Source organism: Bradyrhizobium sp. LjRoot220 (assembly GCF_964252915.1).
Classification (GTDB): Bacteria; Pseudomonadota; Alphaproteobacteria; order Rhizobiales; family Xanthobacteraceae; genus Bradyrhizobium.
In genome coordinates, this window is sequence record NZ_CAXUPS020000001.1 from 1335538 (window position 1) to 1352243 (window position 16706).

General features: G+C 62.3%; 16 protein-coding genes. 9 read left to right on the plus strand and 7 right to left on the minus strand.

Annotated features, from left to right (window positions below):
- Positions 1–44: 44 nt before the first annotated feature.
- From ACSQ84_RS05735 to ACSQ84_RS05745, 3 genes are all read right to left on the minus strand, one after another.
- A complete protein-coding gene (locus ACSQ84_RS05735) occupies positions 45–449 on the minus strand; it encodes a hypothetical protein (RefSeq protein WP_436210649.1) in 405 nt (134 codons plus the stop codon).
- A 74-nt stretch (positions 450–523) separates the two neighbouring features.
- Positions 524–1408 carry a prohibitin family protein gene (locus ACSQ84_RS05740; RefSeq protein ID WP_436210650.1) on the minus strand — a complete coding sequence of 295 codons (885 nt, stop codon included), beginning with the start codon at positions 1406–1408 and terminating at the stop codon, positions 524–526.
- Between the two features lie 132 nt (positions 1409–1540).
- Positions 1541–2266, minus strand: a complete 726-nt coding sequence (locus tag ACSQ84_RS05745) for a sulfite exporter TauE/SafE family protein (RefSeq protein ID WP_436210651.1) — start codon at positions 2264–2266, stop codon at positions 1541–1543.
- A gap of 188 nt (positions 2267–2454) precedes the next feature.
- Between ACSQ84_RS05745 and ACSQ84_RS05750 the strand changes: the two genes are divergently transcribed.
- Positions 2455–2823, plus strand: a complete 369-nt coding sequence (locus ACSQ84_RS05750) for a GFA family protein (protein WP_436210652.1) — start codon at positions 2455–2457, stop codon at positions 2821–2823.
- Positions 2824–2851: 28 nt separating this feature from the next.
- On the opposite strand, the gene ACSQ84_RS05755 is transcribed toward ACSQ84_RS05750, so the two are convergent.
- A complete protein-coding gene (locus ACSQ84_RS05755; protein WP_436211187.1) occupies positions 2852–3580 on the minus strand; it encodes an adenylate/guanylate cyclase domain-containing protein in 729 nt (242 codons plus the stop codon).
- A 136-nt stretch (positions 3581–3716) separates the two neighbouring features.
- Between ACSQ84_RS05755 and ACSQ84_RS05760 the strand changes: the two genes are divergently transcribed.
- Positions 3717–4166, plus strand: a complete 450-nt coding sequence (locus ACSQ84_RS05760) for a cupin domain-containing protein (RefSeq protein WP_436210653.1) — start codon at positions 3717–3719, stop codon at positions 4164–4166.
- A 390-nt stretch (positions 4167–4556) separates the two neighbouring features.
- Here ACSQ84_RS05760 and ACSQ84_RS05765 read toward each other — a convergent pair whose 3' ends face one another.
- Entirely contained in the window at positions 4557–4823 is a 267-nt protein-coding gene (locus ACSQ84_RS05765) for an HGGxSTG domain-containing protein (RefSeq protein WP_436210654.1), read from the minus strand.
- The gene (locus ACSQ84_RS05770) at positions 4820–5473 is read right to left on the minus strand and encodes a hypothetical protein (RefSeq protein WP_436210655.1); all 654 of its coding nucleotides are present in this window, start codon (positions 5471–5473) and stop codon (positions 4820–4822) included. The genes ACSQ84_RS05765 and ACSQ84_RS05770 overlap by 4 nt, the downstream gene beginning before the upstream one ends.
- Positions 5474–5928: 455 nt before the next feature.
- Between ACSQ84_RS05770 and ACSQ84_RS05775 the strand changes: the two genes are divergently transcribed.
- Positions 5929–8202 (plus strand): fused MFS/spermidine synthase, encoded by a 2274-nt coding sequence (locus ACSQ84_RS05775; protein WP_436210656.1) that lies wholly within the window; start codon positions 5929–5931, stop codon positions 8200–8202.
- Positions 8203–8518: 316 nt separating this feature from the next.
- Here the strand turns inward: ACSQ84_RS05775 and ACSQ84_RS05780 are convergent, their stop codons facing one another.
- Entirely contained in the window at positions 8519–9361 is an 843-nt protein-coding gene (locus ACSQ84_RS05780; protein WP_436210657.1) for a hypothetical protein, read from the minus strand.
- A gap of 309 nt (positions 9362–9670) precedes the next feature.
- Between ACSQ84_RS05780 and ACSQ84_RS05785 the strand changes: the two genes are divergently transcribed.
- The 6 genes from ACSQ84_RS05785 to ACSQ84_RS05810 all read left to right on the plus strand — a co-directional run bounded on the left by ACSQ84_RS05785 (position 9671) and on the right by ACSQ84_RS05810 (position 16074).
- Entirely contained in the window at positions 9671–10399 is a 729-nt protein-coding gene (locus tag ACSQ84_RS05785; protein WP_436210658.1) for a hypothetical protein, read from the plus strand.
- A gap of 217 nt (positions 10400–10616) precedes the next feature.
- Positions 10617–11474, plus strand: coding sequence for a tetratricopeptide repeat protein (locus ACSQ84_RS05790; RefSeq protein WP_436210659.1), 858 nt, complete (start codon positions 10617–10619; stop codon positions 11472–11474).
- A gap of 1 nt (position 11475) precedes the next feature.
- On the plus strand, positions 11476–12168 hold the full coding sequence (locus tag ACSQ84_RS05795) for a hypothetical protein (protein WP_436210660.1): 693 nt from the start codon (positions 11476–11478) through the stop codon (positions 12166–12168).
- A 233-nt stretch (positions 12169–12401) separates the two neighbouring features.
- Positions 12402–12731 carry a hypothetical protein gene (locus ACSQ84_RS05800; protein WP_436210661.1) on the plus strand — a complete coding sequence of 110 codons (330 nt, stop codon included), beginning with the start codon at positions 12402–12404 and terminating at the stop codon, positions 12729–12731.
- A 565-nt stretch (positions 12732–13296) separates the two neighbouring features.
- The gene (locus tag ACSQ84_RS05805; RefSeq protein WP_436210662.1) at positions 13297–15138 is read left to right on the plus strand and encodes a tetratricopeptide repeat protein; all 1842 of its coding nucleotides are present in this window, start codon (positions 13297–13299) and stop codon (positions 15136–15138) included.
- Positions 15139–15453: 315 nt separating this feature from the next.
- Entirely contained in the window at positions 15454–16074 is a 621-nt protein-coding gene (locus tag ACSQ84_RS05810) for a hypothetical protein (protein ID WP_436210663.1), read from the plus strand.
- Positions 16075–16706 lie beyond the last annotated feature (632 nt).

Here is a 16706-nt window from a genome sequence, read left to right on the forward strand (position 1 = left end):
GGCATCCGGCCGCGTTTTTCAACGCCAGCCGTGATGCCCCGAGTTCAACGGCCGCTCGCCGGCATTTTGCAGCGCAGATGCGCCTTGCCGTCGATCTTGATGGTGCCGTTGGGGCCGGGGGCGAGCTTGAAGGTCGCCTTGCGCGGCTCGATGCCCTTGTTGAAATATTCCCAGAACTCAAAGCAGGTGACCGACAGATGGACGCCGTCGCCGACGACGGTCTTGCGGTCGATCCGGCAATGATTTTCATACTGGTCGACCATCGGCGCGGGCTTGCCGCCGATCGGCTTGCTCATGTCGATCAGCGTCTTGCTGTCGGGACCTTCCTTGTTGCGGCAATCTTTTGCCGTTTTGGCCCAGAGCCCGTCAAAATTTTCCGCGGCCTGCGAGGCCGGCGCGGCGAGGGCGAAAGCGAGCGCGATGCCCGCCAGGGTGATGACATTCCGCATGAAACCTGTTCCTAAAGACGATGATGCCTGAGATCGCGATCCCAGGCATCAAAGTTTCCGGATGCTTTCGAAAATTATTTGACCGAGACGAACGGCACCGCAGAGCCGGGCACCATCGTGGTCGGCAGCACGCCGTTCCAGCGTTCGGCCTGCACCAGGGTGACGAGGTTCGGGTTGGTGCCGAGCGCCTTGGCGCGGGCTTCGATGGCGGCGGCTTCGGCTTCACCGGTCAGTTTGATGTTGGTGGCGCGGGCTTCGCCGTTCAGCCGCAGCGCGTCGGCGGAGGCCTGCGCTTCGGCGCGGACCGCGTTGGCCTTGGCGTTGGCTTGCGTGACCGTGATCTGCGCCTGGACTTTTTCGCGCTCGGCGTTCTGCTGCAGCTTCTGCACCTCGACTTCGGCCAGCATGCGCTGCTCGATCGAGTGCAGATAGGTCGTGCTGAACTCGATGTTCTCCAGCTGCACGCTCTCGACGATGATCATCGGATCATCCCTCAGCGAAGCGATAATGGCGTCCCGAATCGCGTTGTTGAGGGCGCCGCGCTCCTGAATGGCTTTCACCGCGGTATAGCGGCCGAATACGATCTTGACCTGCTGGTTGACGGCGGGGCTGACCACCTGATTGACCGCGGCCTGCAGCCGGCCGAATTTGGCGTAAAGGTCGGTTACTTTTTCCGGCGATGCCCGCAGGGTGACGCTGATCTTGAGATCGGCGGGCTGCTGGTCGTAGGAATAGGAATTCATCTTGTCCCACGAAAACGTCGTGGTCTTGACGCTGACCTTCTCGACGCTGTCGATCAGCGGGATCTTGAAGCCGAGGCCCGGCTGCGCGGTACCGATGACCGCGCCATAACGCAGCAGCACGCCGCGCTCGGTCTGATCGACGGTGTACCAGCTTCCGGCTGCAATCAAGCCAATGACAATGACGGCAACGACGGCGCCGATAATGCCCCTGTTCATTTCTAAATCTCCTGTGGCTGAAAATGATTTTTCATGCCACGCAACGTCTAAGGTCTCATCCGGAATTGGATGTGATGCACGTCACTTCGTCTCCCGGACCGCGAGGTTGGTTCAGATCGGAGACGCTGGATTTCAGACTGATAGGGCCGTCCACAGCAGCGAAAGGCCTGCCGCCAGCATGATGCCGTCCATCAGCAGGCGAAACATGTTGGGCTGAAGCTGCAGCACAAAACGCTTGGCGATGAAGGCGCCGACCATCAGCGAAGAACCCGCGATCAGGCCCTTCAGCGCCACGTCCGATGTCAGCGCGCCGAAGCGTTCGAAGGTGACTGATTTGCTTAAGTAGAGCCCGAGCGAACTTGCGGCCTCGGTGGCGAGGAACGCGCCCTTGTTCAATCCGTAAAACAGGAACAGCGGCACGCTGAGCGGGCCGGTCGACACCACGATGCCGGTGAGATAGCCGATCACGGCGCCACCGACGGCAAGATGCCAGAGCTTGGCCTTGAGCCGGTGGCGGTCGAGCCAGTGCCGCACCGGCACCATCGCAATCAAAAACAGTCCGATCGCAATGTCGACGGCGTGCGGCGGCAACGCCAGCAGCGTCCGCGCGCCAAGCGCCGCGGCCGGAATGCCCGTGACGGAATAGGCGAGGCAGGCGCGCCAGTCGACCTCGCGCCACCAGGCCAGGATGCGCGACAGGTTCGCCATCACGGCCGCGACCGCCATGATCGGCACGGCTTCCTTTGGCCCGTATTGATAGACCAGCACCGGCATCAGCATGATCGAGGAGCCGGTGCCGACGATGCCGCTGATGGTGCCGGCGATGAGCCCGACCGTGAGGACGAAGAGAAAACCCAAGACTTGCTCCGCGACTCGAGCCGGGAAACCGAAAGCTAGCAAGTTTCGCGATCAGGCAGCAACGAAGGTGGATCACTCTGGCAGCGCATGGGCCTGAGGGGCGACGCTGCCTGCTGCTGACAGCATGCTGGCAGCAGGCACCGGTTATGAACCCTTGCCGTGTCGGATCATTCGAAAAGGAATGGATCGTGCCAATCAAGGGAAGCTGCCATTGCGGCCTGACGACATTCGAGGTGGATGACATGCCCGCCGACGTGACCCGCTGCACCTGTTCGTTCTGCGCAAAGCGCGGCGCGCTATGGGCGTACTACACGCCCGCGCAGTTTCGCCTGACGTCGCCGCCCGAAAATGTCGCCACGTATTTGTGGGGCAGCCGCACCATCAAGCATCATTTCTGCGCCAGTTGCGGCTGCGGGACCTATGGGGAATCGCCGGATTGGTCGGCCGGCAAACCGGATTTCGACAATCCCAAGGTCGGCGTCAATGCGCGACTGTTCGACGATGTCGATCTCGACGCCGTGCCGGTGGCTGTGATCGACGGCAAGAACCTTTGGTGAGCAAGGACCACCTGGAAAGAGGGCGGGCCTATGCTGCGTAAAGCTCGATCGGGGCATCGAATCCCTTGAGCTGAAAGGTCCTGGCGTGGCTGTCCTGCAAATCCGATCGGGCGCGCTGGTAGACCGCCTGTGTCACGAGGATCTGGTCGGCTTCGGCGACCGACTGCGCGCGGGAGGCGGTGTTGACCACGGTGCCGATGGCGGTGAGGTCGCGGTGCGAGCGGCCGAACTCGCCGAAGCTGAGTTCGCCGGCGTGAATACCGATGCCGATCCCGAGTTCGCCGGCATTGAGGCCGAGCGCGGCTGCAAGACTGTCGCGCCGTTCGCGCCAGTTGTTCTGGATATCGCGTGCCGCGAGCAGGGCGTTTCGGACATGGTCATCGCGCTGCAAGGGAAAATTGAAGACGGCCATGACGGCGTCGCCGATGGTCTTGTTGAGCAGCCCGTCATGCTGCCAGATCGCATCCGCGCATTCATCGTAGAACGCGTCGAGCAGCCCCGAGACGGCCTCCGCTGACTTCGACTGCGACAGGCTGGTATAGCCGCGCAGATCGGCAAACATCACGGTCGCATCGATGGTGATCTTGCGGGCCCGCATCACCTTGGTGAACATCAGCTCGCAGATCGTGCAGGTGTTGGGGTTCATTCGGCTCGGGCGAACGCCAAACGCCCGGAACGGCACCGAAATGACGCCGCGGAGCGGCACCGGCATGTGCATCTGCTCCCAGCAGCCCTTGCAGAAACGCGAATGTTGCAGTGCCGCCATTGTTCACCATGCGTCGCGGGAGTGGCCGGCCCGTTGATCCTACAATTGGGGGCGGGCGCCGGCAAGGCTGGATGCGCCTTCTCCCGGCTGCTAGGATCGCCGCAAATCCAAAAGACGGAGGATCGCCATGGACGCCGTGACGCCAAAGGGCCCGCAGACCGCAGACACCCATTCGCATCTGGTGCGGCCGGCCGACATGGAATGGCAGCAGACCCGTTTCCCCGGTTGCGAAGCCAAGACGCTGCTGTTCGATCGCAAGACCGGCCTGATGACCGCGCTGATGCGGTTTCAACCCGGCGCGGTGCTGCCCGACCACGAGCATGTCAACATCGAGCAGACCTACGTGCTCGAGGGCTCGCTGGTCGACAAGGAAGGTCCGGCCAAGGGCATCGAGTGCAAGGCCGGTGAATACATCTGGCGCGAGCAGGGCAGCCGTCATGTTGCCTGGTGCCCCGAGGGCGGGCTGATGCTGGCGATCTTCCAGGTCCCGAACAAATTCTTCGAGGCCGACGGCCGCGTCGTCGATGCCGCCGGCGAGGACTGGGACCAGATCTGGGGCCATACCAGGAAGGACTGAGATTAGGACGGTACTCATAAATCCAGCATTCAGGCCGACTGAGAGGCCGCCTGCCAAAACCGACTTGCTGTGACTGCCATCACAGCCGGCCGGCAGATCTCCAGGCATTCTCCCTCCATCGACGGTCGCTGGTGACCGTCACATCGAAGGGAGCTTGAAATGAACAGCACCGAAATCCGTGAGTTGAATGTTGCCGAACTCGATCTGGTGAGCGGCGGTTCGCGCGTTTAAATCCGTCTTCCAGGCCAGGTCAGCGTCCAGCTCAACACAGCGACAGGATGCTGGTCCGTGTGGCTCGGTGGCAAGGAATCCGCTTACGGCGGCGGCCCCAACTGCTAGTCTAGCCAGGGTGCCGCTCACACCGCAGAACTCAGGGTTCGGCGGCGCCAATTATTTCATCTCTTGCAGCAACTTCCGTGCATCCGCCAGCAAGGCCTGAATCCGCTTTCGCTCGGCGATGGCGACTTTTGTGAACTGGCCGTGCTTGCGCGCGTTCCGGTTTCGCCTTGGCGCGCCGGATTTCGGCGCGCCGCCGTGCATGCGGCAGCGCCGTTTGCCGCGCAGCGCCGGCGCGCGGCACGATCCGCCGGCGCGGGTGTTGGCGCCGCACCGCGGGCTCGCCTGCATCGCGCGGGTATCGGGGGCGGGATTGCTCACGCCTGGGCTTCCTGCTCCGCGTCGACGCAATCGTCCTCCCGCGTTCGACAATGGGACGTCGAGTCCTGCGCGGACGCCGGGCTCTTCTCCGAAACGATCACGCCCGCATGCTGCGTGACATTGCCGACGATGGCCTTGCCGCCATCTCCGACCGAGACGTTCTGCACCGTGATGGCAGGCTCGCCCTTGTTGCGATAGCGGGTCAGCGCCTCGACCTGGGCCGGGAATGTGCGGGCCAGCATGCCCAATGCGCGCACGGCGCTGTCGTGCCGGGCGGCGTTCGCGCCTGCGAGGTGATAGACACATCGCATCGCCATCACATGGACGGACACCATCTGCGCCACCAGCATGGCCTCGATGGAATCCCTCGGCTTGATGCTTTCCACCATTGAAATCATGAAGGCGAGGTTGACCGCGTCGGGCTTCTTTCCGCTCACGCTGGCTTTCACCAATTGTCGCAGAATGCCATGCATCGCGTCGCGGTCGGGGACCCCCAACGCGTCGGCCATCAGCTGTTCGCCAAGTTCCGGATCGGGATGGTCGATGGAAACGCCTTGTGGCGAGAGCTTTAGCCGCGGGGCCGCGGCAGCCCTGGTTTGACCGGATGCGGCCATGGCCGTGTGGTTGCTGAGTTCTGGAAGTGTGTTCACGTCGTATCTCCTCTGGCACAGCATCGACATGCGTGCGGGTTACGGCAAAGCGCAGCCGATCGTTCGCTGCGCGCGAGCCGGTGCAATTCAATGGTTGGAAGGATTTTCCTGCAATCGCGCGAAAGAGCCCGTTGTCGGGCAGGGCCGGGAGCCAAATGGCGCGATGCTGGATTGGTGCCCCTGATTTGCCCGACGTGTCAAAGTGTTTTCTCGTCGTCCAAAGCGGCTTGCCGGTGACCGCTGCTTTCTTTGCATGGGTTGTTTTCGACATTTTTGGCTGGCCGAGCCGCAGCTCAGGGATCGTACCCCGCCCTTCGCCCGTCGGGTTCCGCTGCGGCAGCCCTTCAAGACGGCATTTACCATGGCGCTGCCGGCGCATTGCGGCCGCCGATTAAGCCTTTGCTCAGGGCTCGATGGCTACCGTGCAGCCCATATTGCCAGCCGCCAGGGATACGATGTCAGTTTTCCATGCTTCCGATCGGATAGCGCCGAGTCAGGGTGATCTCGGCCGGCGGGCGATGGCCGTCCGGCTGACGCCGTTGCTGTATGCCACGACGCTGTTCGTCTCGGCGCTGCTCTTGTTCTCGATCCAGCCGATGTTCGCCAGGATGGTGCTGCCAAAACTCGGCGGCGCGCCGGCGGTGTGGTCGGTGGCGATGGTGTTCTTCCAGACCGTGTTATTGGCCGGCTATGCCTACGCCCATCTGTTGAACCGCGTGTTGCTGCCGCGCTGGGCAGCGCTGTTTCACCTCGCGCTGCTCGGCGTCACCGCGGCGATACTGCCGATCGCGATTGCGCAAGGATGGGGAGCGCCGCCATCGGATGGCACGGCGCTCTGGCTGTTCGGCCTGTTCGCGGTTTCGATCGGGCTGCCGTTCTTCACGCTGTCGGCCAGCGCGCCGCTGCTGCAGAGCTGGTTTTCGGCCAGCGGGCACCAGCAGGCCGGCAATCCCTATGTGCTCTACGCCGCCTCCAACCTCGGTTCGTTTGCGGCGCTGTTCGCCTATCCCGTCATCGTCGAGCCGTTTCTCACCCTGCAGACGCAAACGGTGGCGTGGTCCATTGGGTTTGCGCTGCTCGCCATTCTCCTGAGCGTGGTCGCCGTATTTACGGGGCGAGCGGAGTCTGTCGCCGCAGAGATCGGGGCCGCTGACGATGTCGGCGTGACATCCGGCGAGCGGCTGCGCTGGATCGCGCTCGCGGCCGTGCCGTCGGGGCTCGTCATCGCCGTCACCGCGTACCTCACGACCGATATCGCGGCCGCACCCTTCCTGTGGGTGGTGCCGCTTGCGATCTACTTGCTGACCTTCGTCGCCGTGTTCCGCGAGCGGCCGTGGATCGCGCACGCCGATGTGGTGCGCTTCGTGCCCTTCGCGGTGGCGCCGCTGGCCGTCAGCCTGATCGGCGGCGAAAAGGTGTTCTGGCTGACGATCATTGCGCTCAACCTGGTCGCCTTCGCGCTGCTGACGCTGATGTGCCACGGCGAACTTTACGCGCGGCGGCCGAGCCCGCGGCGGTTGACCGAGTTTTATCTTTGTACGTCGTTCGGTGGCGTCATCGGCGGCGCCTTCGCGGGGCTTCTGGCGCCGCAGATCTTCAACGGCAATTACGAATATCCAATTCTGATCGCGCTGGCACTGCTGTGCATGCCGGGCATTTTTACCGGCGGCGTTCGCGAGGCACTGGCCGGAGCCTGGCCGTGGCTCGCGATCAGCGCGGCGCTGGCGCTCGTCTGGTACGTCACGCGCTATCAGCCGCCGGCGACGTTTGAGTTACCGTTCCAGGTTCTGCTGGCGCTGCTGGCGGCGGCGATGCTGTTTCAACGCCAGCATCCCCTGCGCTTCGTCGGGCTCGTGATCCTGAGTTTTGCGGTGACCGCAATGTGGCGGCCCGGCATCGCGCCGATCGAGACTGCGCGCAGTTTCTTCGGCGTCCACAAGGTCGCGGAGATCAATGGCGGCAGCGCCCGCGTGCTCTATCACGGCACCACCATTCATGGCGCGCAGCGGCTGCGCAACGAGGACGGCACGCCGGTGGGTGGACCTCCCGCGCCGCAGACCTATTACTATTTTGGCGGACCGCTTGACGAAGCGATCTCTGCCGCGCGCGCCGTGCGCGGCAGTCTGGACCGTGTGGCCGTGGTCGGCCTCGGCACCGGCTCGCTGGCCTGCCACCGCAAGGGCAGGGAGCACTGGACCTTCTTCGAGATCGATCCCGAAGTGATCCGGATCGCGCGCGATCCGCGTCGCTTCGAGTTCCTGTCGAAATGCGCGCCCGACATGCCCGTCATTGCCGGCGACGCGCGCCTGACGCTGGAATCATCCACCGATCGCTATGATCTCATCGTGCTCGACGCCTTCTCGTCGGACACCATCCCGGTGCATCTGCTGACGCGCGAGGCCGTCGCCGGTTATCTCTCAAAGCTAGCGCCGCACGGCGTGATCGTGGCGCACATCTCCAACCGCCACCTCGATCTTGCGCCCGTGGTGGCGAACGTCGCGCAATCGCTCGGGCTCGCCGCCTTCCTGCGCGAGGACGACAGCGCCGGCGAGATGCTGACGACGCTGAAGGGCAATGCCCGGCTCGCGGTGCTGGCGCGCGATGCGGCCGACACCGGCAGCATTGCCGGAAACTGGACGCCGTTGCAGGGCGACCGGTCGAGCGCATTGTGGACCGACGATTATTCCAACATCCTCGGCGTCATGCTGCGCAAGAAATTCGGCGGCTAGGGCTGGATGAAATTAGGTCAAATAGCAGCCGCGAAGGAGCTGCGCTCCCTCTCCCGCACTTGCGGGGGAGGCGTAGGCGGCCTACGGCCGCCGTCCTTTGGTTTAAGAACGCCGATGCAAAGCATCGGCTATGGGTGGGGGTGTTTCCGCGAGTCGCACTCTTCGAGTGGAGAGACCCCCACCCGCCGCGCTCTGGCGCGCAATTGCGCTGCCGAGCGCGTCGACCTAAGAGCGAGCTTCGCTCGTCTCGACCCCGCAAGCGGGAGAGGTGAAGCGAGTTCGCTGCCAGACGGATTCAATCAAAAGTTATCCTGCTCTAAACCCGTTCGTAGTACTGGCGATTGCCCCGCTGGCCCCGCGTGGCCCAGCGAAGCTGACCGATAAGCGAGGTCGGCGTTTGCTTTCCGAGGTAAGGCATGTCGGCGGCCAGCAGCTTGCGCGCGTCCGTGTAGGCCGCGGTGTTTCCATACAGCGCCTCGATATGCGCCAGCTCGTCGAGGGTGCCGAGGTCGCGTTGCAACGACCGGGTCAGTGGCGGCAGGGTGAAGTAGTGGCGGATACAGTAGTTGCCTTCGTAGGCGTCGCGCCACGCGGCCTGGGTCCGGATCAGGCCCGGGAAGCCGAGCCGCTGCGCGATCTCGTCGAGGTGCCGTTCGGTCGCCTCGTTGCCGGGTGCGACGGCGGGCTGGCGGCCGATGAACGGGCCTAGCAGCGATCTCGGCAGCGTCATCCAGGCGGGCCGCCCCGCGAGGCGGCGCGTCCGGACAGCGTCCGCGTAGTCATGCACGCTGTGAAGGACTTCGAACCGGTTGAGTGCGAGCTCGCTGCGGCGGTAGAAGCCTCGGTCGATGTTTGCCGCAATGCTTCGGATAAGATACTCGTCGCCCTTGAACTCCGTCTCGTTGGCGATGTGCCATCCGGGCTGACAAGCCCAGAAGATCCAAGCGGCGATCGCGATATCGCAGTCCGGATCGTCGATCATGCGCTGCCTCAGCGACTCCCCCCCGTCCCAGATCGAGTTCTTCAAAAACATGAGCCACGTGCCCTGGGGCTGCGACGGGAGCCACGCCTCGATCTCGGCGCGGTAGTCTCGCCAGTCGGACTGGGACCCGTCTCTATTGGTCTCATAGATCACGGGGATGGTGCTTGCTTCAGCCATGGCTCACCTGCTTTCGAAGCGGTCGTGAAGGCTGAAGCCTAGCAAGCCGGGGTTATGAAACGGTTGGGGTCTACGGGGCAGGGCGCCGCTTGACTGGACGGCGACGGTCGGGCGATCCCGAAATGACGAAGCCCGGATGATTTAAGTCAATTCGAGCGCGCCGCTGTCTTCCCGGCGTGCAGCAAGTCCGCTGGTGGCACCTTTGCTGACCGTCCCTGATCATGTCCGTTAGTTAGGGTCGACCGGAGGTGACGGGCACCCGACTAAACCGACGCGAATGGCCCCGTCGCCGACCTGGGCAAGTGCAGCATGTTCGGTAAAGCCCCAATCCCAATGGAAAGGCATTTGCAAAGTTACCCGCTTAACCGCTCATTCATCACGCCTGGAAGCAGGACTTTCATCACAAACGACTATGCTTTTGATAGACCCCATTTGATGAGCGGGACCATGAGCCAAAAACATCGAAATGAGGTGCCCGCATGGGTGTGGGGCATGGCCTTCGCGGCGGGGGAAGCCTCGCTGCAGTACGATGAGTCAATGGTCCCGATTGATCTCTCGCAGGCATGGGAGCGTTCTGACAGCGACGCCGGCCAGCATCAGGTCGTCCTGGATTTGCTGAAGACATGTAAGCCAATAGAGGCTCACCATTTTTTCCATTGCGTAGGCAACTACGAAGGACTGACGGCTCATTTCAATGTTGTGCTCAGACGTCCGGATTGCGATCGAGCAACGGCGCTGATGTATTTCGCTTACTTCTGGATGAGATACTACGACGGTCGTAGCGAATGGATGGATGATGAACAGCACGAATTGATGTCGTACATACGGACGCGGGCCTGGAACGGGGAATATAAAATCCGCAAATTTGATGTGCCCGAGCTTACTCTGCACGAGCTTAGTGATATGCGAGAAGTTCTGGTGGACAACAAGGATCATCCCTTCAATCTTCCTGCCAGCTTCGTGGCCATGAGCAAGAAGGAAGAGCTGTTCTATAAGTTGCGTGAAAAATTCATGCCGCGTCAGAGCTTCGCAAACTAGGGCAGCCATTTGTATTGCCGTTAGTAGCCTTGGCACAAAGCCGACCTCCCGGTCGACCCTCCGGACTTCTGAGTTTGACCCCGAAAGCGGAAACCGAGCGTCCAGTCATCGCTGATGAACCATTTGTTCTGCGACCCGACTAAAGCACAAATGAACGTCCGGAGAATGGCGGTCGGTTGTTCCGGCTGCTCCGACCAACGTGCGGAGATCACGTGCGATGCAGATGCGCTTCTCGACATACCGGTTGTTGGCATGCATGGCCGTGGTGGTTCTCGCCGGGTGGCCGAGAGTGGCCGCCGCAGACGACTTGGATTTCTGCGTAAAGCTGTCAGATGACCTCGCGGTCGCAGGGTGCTCGCGCGCCATCGACTCGCACCAATACACGGGTCGAAGCCTCGCGCGGCTGTATACGCGTCGCGGCGGGGCGCACCAGGCGCAGGGCGACGTCAAACGCGCAGTGGCGGATTACAACGAGTCGATGCGGATCGATCCGACGTATCCGGCTGCCTACAGCAACCGCGGCAACGTTTGGTTCCACAGGGGCGAGTTCGACCGGGCCATCGCGGACTATAACCAGGCGATAAAGCTCGATCCGAAATATGGGGTCGCCTACGCCAACCGCGGCAGCGCCCTGGGGACCAAGGGCGAGCTCGACCGGGCCATCGCGGACTTCGACCAGGCGATCCAGCTCGATCCGAAAGATGCTGAATCGTACTATGGCCGCGGCAGCGCCTGGAGCGCCGGGGGCAAGTATGACCGGGCGATCGCCGACTATAACCAGGCGATCGAGCTCGACCCGAAATATGGCTCCGCCTACGTCAACCGCGGCAGCGCCTGGGGCAACAAGGGCGACTTCGACCGGGCCATCGCGGATTATGACCAGGCGATCCGGCTCGATCCGAAAAATACCAAAGCCTATTACAACCGCGGCATGGCGTGGGAGAAGAAACGCAGCCTGCAAGCGGCATTGGCCGACTTCAAGGTGCACGTTCAACTCGCTCCGTCCGATCCGGACGGCCTGAAGGCTGTGAAGCGCGTTTCGAAAGAATTGCGCAAGATGACGGAGCGGCGCTGACATGTCTCGACGTCTGGAAGTGGCACTTAACGGACTGGGCCGGCGCAGCAATGTCCGCTGTTCCGGGCGAAGTCGAAAGACGCTCTTCTTGCTGCTTCTCCTTTTCGCGATCCCCGCGGGCGACTGCTCCGCGCAGACACCGCCGCCGCCAGTCGACGAACATGCGTTCGAGCGCGTGCCGCCGACGGCCGCGAAGGGCTTGGCGACCCGCTTTTCGCTAGGCGCATTCGTCGGCCGCTTCGAGGAGACGCCGCTCGGCGCGGTCCGCGAAGCCGTGGGCGAAGGGACCATCCAACACCAGGGCGACGCTGGAGGTAGCATCTATTGGCTGTGTTATAGGCGCGCGCAGCATCGATTATGGGTCGTGTCCCACGGAGAGATGGGCGGCCCGGACCATCTAGTCACAGAGATCGTTGAAGAGCTCACCGAGAAAGACACCGACACCTCGACCGATTGCGCCATCATCCCGGAAAAGTTCGCGCCCCTCGTCTTCGACGGCAAGCTGCATTTAGGTATGTCGCGTCTGGAGGTAGTCACGGCGTTGGGACCGCCGTCGAAGTCGGAAGCTGCTCAGATCGTGTATTATCACGAGGGAAAGCTCGCAGACGGTTTCGATGAGACCGCTTGGCTCATTCTCCGATTTCGTGAGGAAAAGCTCGTGTCTATGCACGGCGGCAAGACCACGACGAATTGAAGTGGCTGCTATCGGAAGCTGAATACGACGAGGCGCTGTGGAAGAAGGACAGCAAGGTCAGGGGCTTCAACTAGACGCCAGACTGTCAAAGGACAGTTCCGTTGTTGGCACAAATGCGAGATGCCCGCCTATCCTAAGAATGGGACTTCCAGCTCGCTGAAATAATGAACCTTGCCGGGTTTGATTCAACTCGGCAATCAAGAGGCGGTACGGACCGAACGGCGGGGAGGGCGATGGGCAGCGCGCGACCTTTTATGGCGGCAATCGGCATCTCGCTTTTCATTGCCGCAGGGTTCCCGGCTCGGCAGACCACGTTGCGCGATCTCCTGACGATGTCGTCGGGCTTCGCTCCGCACGAGATGGTCGCCGTGCCGGGCGTCTGGAATTCCAGCGTCTGGATGATCCGGCGCACCGTCAAGCACACGCCGGGCACTCATTTTTACTATGACGATCAGGGGACCGACCTGATCGCGATCATCCTGAGGCGTGCGGTGGCGGGAGCGGCAGGTGGTATCGGAGGCCTACGTCCGCGACTCCACGCGCAAGCACAGCGACGGTGGTGAGCCGGTCCACGCCGGTTACGGCTACCTGTGGTGGACAAGGCCGGCACGCGACGGGTCGCCGGCCTACTTTGCTTCCGGCTCGCAGAGCCAGCTCATTTTGAACCTTCTGACCGCAACCTCGTGATGGCGGTGGCATCCGGCTCTTCCCTTCCCGGAGGGGCCGCGAAGTTTATCAACGAGGTTGTGTTACCCGCAGAGGCGGCGCTGCCGGCGGGAGCAGCGTGCGTCGGGCGTCTGATCAGTGACGGGAGGTGGAGGGATGCAATTTTCTGGTGTTGGGAGAGCGAATGCCTGCGTCGATGGGACTTCCGCTACTGGCACTTAACCGACATTGCCGCGACGCTGAGCCCAGTTTGACCCGAAGCGGACAAGAGCAGCACCGCTGACCCAACGCGGCGAGCCTTCCGCCGACGCTAACGTGTCGCAGCCACAGACATTGCAGTCGCCTTGCGGAAAGGACGGAAACGTCTGAAAATTCGTTTCAGGGGCCTCTTGGGATCCGGTTCCGGCGACCCGTTGAAGTCCCGGATCCGGCAGATTTCTCCGTCCGATTTTGGAGCCCATCATGGCGACATTTACGCGATCGCGAAGCGTGCTGGTTTCCGTAAGTCTTGCCGCACTCGGCGGCACGGCACTGGCGGCGCTGCTGGCCGGGAGCGGTTTTATTCTCGCGGACGCACGCGCAACCGCCGTGGATGTATCGCTGCCGGTCGCCGACGCCGATATTCCGATCTGCGGCACGCCGAAGGCAACCGCCCGGCCGAACATGATGTTTCGCCTGGTGCAGACGGAAGTGCCGCGCGCCGAGATGAGCGCAGCCAGCCCCGCGCCGGCATTCGCGGACACCGAGCCGCCCCTGTGGACCGGCATCGGCTCCATCACCTGGAAGATCACGACCGCGAACGAGCGCGCGCAGGCCTATTTCGATCAGGGCCTGCGTCTCGCCTACGCCTTCAATCACGATGAGGCGCGACGCGCGTTTCGCATGGCGCAAAAACTCGACCCTGACTGCGCCATGTGTTTCTGGGGCGAGGCGCTGGTGCTCGGTCCCAACATCAATCTCCCGATGCCGGAGGACGCGGTCGCGCCAGCCTATGCCGCCGCGCAGAAGGCGAAGGCGCTGGCCGGGAAAGCGAGCCCGCGCGAGCAGGCGCTGATCGGCGCCATCGCGGTGCGCTACGGCAGCGATCCCAAGGCCTCTCGCGCACCACTCGATGCGGCCTACGCGGCCGAAATGGCGAAGGCAGCAAAACAGTTTGCCGAAGACGACGAGATTGCCACGCTCTATGCCGAGGCGGTGATGGATCTCAGCCCCTGGGACTACTGGAAGCCGGGCGGCCGCGACGCCAAGCCGCAAAGCGTGCCGATCGTGCCGACGCTGGAGCGCGTGCTGGCGCGTAATCCCAATCATGCCGGCGCTATTCACCTATATATTCATGCCGTCGAGGCGTCGGACCGCCCCAAGCGCGCCGAGCCCTATGCCGACAAGTTGCGCGGCGCGATTCCCGGCGCAGGCCATCTCGTGCACATGCCGAGCCACATCTATTATCGGGTCGGCCGCTATCTCGACGCGCTGGAAGACAACAAGACCGCGGTCAAGGTCGATGAAAAATACCTGACCGAGACCAACGCGCCGATGGGCGTCTACAGGCTCGGCTATTATCCGCACAACGTGCACTTCGTGATGGCGTCGGCGCAGATGGCCGGCGACGGCCCGACCGTAATTGCGGCTGCGGAGAAGCTCGGCCAGCTCATTCCCAGCGAGGCTGCCAAGGGCATTGCGATGGTGCAGCCGGTCAAGGCGGCGCCTTACTTCGCGCACGCGCAGTTCAGCACGCCCGAGACCATTTTGGCGCTGCCGGATCCCGGCGATGCGATTCCCTATGTCAAGGCGATGTGGCTCTACGTGCGCGGCGTCGCGCTGGTGGCGAACCGTGACTTCGCGGGCGCTACTGCCGCAGCGAGCGCCATCGAGACGATCGAGCGCACCGCGGACTTCAAGCTGCTGAAGGATTCAGGCGTCCCGGCGCAGGAGGTGCTCCGTATCGCGCGCACGGTGATCCTCGCACGCGTAGCCCAGGCCAAGGGCGACTATCGCACCGCCATCATCCGGTTCGAACGAGCGGCGGCATTGCAGGACGCGTTGGCCTACACCGAGCCGCCCTATTGGTATTATCCGATCCGGCAGTCGCTTGCCGCCGCCCTGCTGCAGGCCGGCCGCTACGCCGAGGCGGAGCGGCAATTCCAGCGCGCGCTCAGCCGGGCGCCCGCCAATGGCTGGTCGTATTACGGGCTGGCGGAACTGCACAAGTCACGCGGTGATGGCTCCGCAGCCCGCAAGGCCGAGGCCGACCTTGCCAGAACCTGGATCGGCGACCGCAAGCTGTTGCAGATTTCAAATCTCTGAAGCGCGCGCCTGACTCGTGCCGATGAGGTGATTGAATGAGGTCGCGACTTCCGTTCCTGGCACTTTTGAGACATGCCGATGGCGTCTGGCGAAGTCCGCTCTTGAGGGCAAGTCGACTTCCGGGTGCTCGCCCAGACTTCTCGGTTTGACCCGCAGCAGACATCGACCAACGAACCGTTAACGGCAGGATGATGTTTGCAACCATTAAGGCGAATGATTTTTCAAGCGTGTCGTGTCATTCATGTAGCTTGGCTGGGGCATGCTCACAAATAACGGGTGACGGGTACGAAGTTGAGAAGGTGGCTCGGACTATCAGTGTTGCTGGGCGTTGCGGGAGTATACTGCGTACCCGTCCTGCTCACGTATATCGCGAATGGCGAACAAGACCAATGCACGTTTGGTTCAGTGTCAAATGAGCAGTATCGCGCCTACTTGCAGCAAGCAAAGGTACTGTCATCAGAAACGCCCGGTGGCTTTTCGTGGGATGACGTGAAAGCATCGACCCGTCTCGATCAGCTGTTTGAAAAGATGATTGATGGCAATCCGTCTGTCTACGAAAGAGTGGCTGCGTCCCATGCGTTGCTGCGTTCGTTCGGAGCTCAATATCGAAACACTTTCGATATGCGACCGGCCCCCTATGAAACGGTCGCAAAAAAGGGCGGAGTTGTAAGTTTCAACTATTACCTGAATGTCAATCGGCTTGGGCTCTTCCACCCCTTGTTACCGTTCTTCCGAACGACCTATGTCAATGTCCATTTATTTGGGCCAGGTCATTTCTACACCGGGCTAATCCCGTCAATTGCAGGGGACATTCGCTTTCATGTGCAATACCCCGTGCTCGACAATAGTCGCCCTGTCGATGAGCGTGCGCCCGAAAATTGCCCACTCGTTCCAAATCTAGCCCTGTCCGACAGCTTTTCGCGAATAGCAAAATAGAACGCGGACTGCTTCGGCAAGTCCGCTTGTGGCACAAAGCTGACATGACCGCAGCGTCGCGAAAGGTCCGTTGTTGAGGGAATAGTGACATTGCGAGCGATGCGCGGGCGATCGTCCGCCGAGGGCGTTTTTCAGAATGGGGGAATGATGGATCTGTGGCGGTGATTTGCCCGACGTGTCAAAAGGTTTTCGCGGCCATACGGTGCGACCCCGGCGCCGCTTATTGCCCCGGGGTTGGGGTCTCTTTCTTTTAGGAACAAGTGGCAATGACCGTTGGCGGCGGTGTCCGTTTTCAGACGCCCGGACACATCAAAACGGCCTCAGCGCGTCCCCCGCAAGGCGCTGGGGCCGTTGCTTTTTGGGGCTGTTGTCTGCCGCTTGCGCCGGTGAGCCGACACGGCCGCGTGCAAAGAACAGCCCGCACAAACTGCGGGCTGTTAGGAATGTCACCAGCCGTGGTGATGGTGGTGACGATGGCCGCCGAAACCAAAGCCTAGGCTTATGGACGGGCCGCCATAACCATACGCGCCGTACGGCCGAGCGTAGTACGCTGGCGGAGCGTAGTAAGTCCGCCGAGGATAATACGCATAGCTCCTGTAGTAGCGGCGATGGCCATAGTGGCGATAGCGACG